The sequence below is a fragment of the Vibrio sp. T9 genome (assembly GCF_003123985.1).
Taxonomy (GTDB): Bacteria; Pseudomonadota; Gammaproteobacteria; order Enterobacterales; family Vibrionaceae; genus Vibrio; species Vibrio diabolicus.
The window spans coordinates 1-428 of the sequence record NZ_NIGY01000073.1 but is presented as its reverse complement, the minus strand read 5'-3'; the positions used below and the strand labels follow the sequence as shown (position 1 = coordinate 428).

Annotated in this window: 1 pseudogene; it reads right to left on the bottom strand. The window is 64.7% G+C overall.

Annotated elements, in window-relative coordinates:
• A pseudogene (locus tag CBX98_RS25480) lies at positions 1-428 on the bottom strand (phospho-N-acetylmuramoyl-pentapeptide-transferase); the annotation flags it as partial.

The window sequence follows — 428 nt, the reverse complement described above, 5'->3', positions numbered from 1 at the left end:
CACGATCTCCTGCCGCACGATCAGCGCGACGCAGCCGAGCGCGGCGCCGATGGCCAGCGCGCCGACATCACCCATGAAGACCTGGGCCGGATAGGTGTTGAACCAGAGGAAGCCGAGGCCCGCCCCGGACAGCGCGCTGCAGAAGATCGCCAGCTCGCCAGCGCCCGGAATGGCCGGAATGCCGAGGTACTCGGAGAACAACTTGTTGCCGGCGAGGTAGGCGAAGATACCCAGGGCGCCGGACACCAACACGCTTGGCATGATCGCCAGGCCGTCGAGACCGTCGGTCAGGTTCACCGCATTGGAGAAGCCGACGATGATGAAGTATCCGACCACCACGAAGAACAGGCCGAGCGGCACCGCCACCTGCTTGAACAGCGGCACGTACAGTGCGATCTCAGCCGGCGCCTGGTGTGTCTTATAGAGGA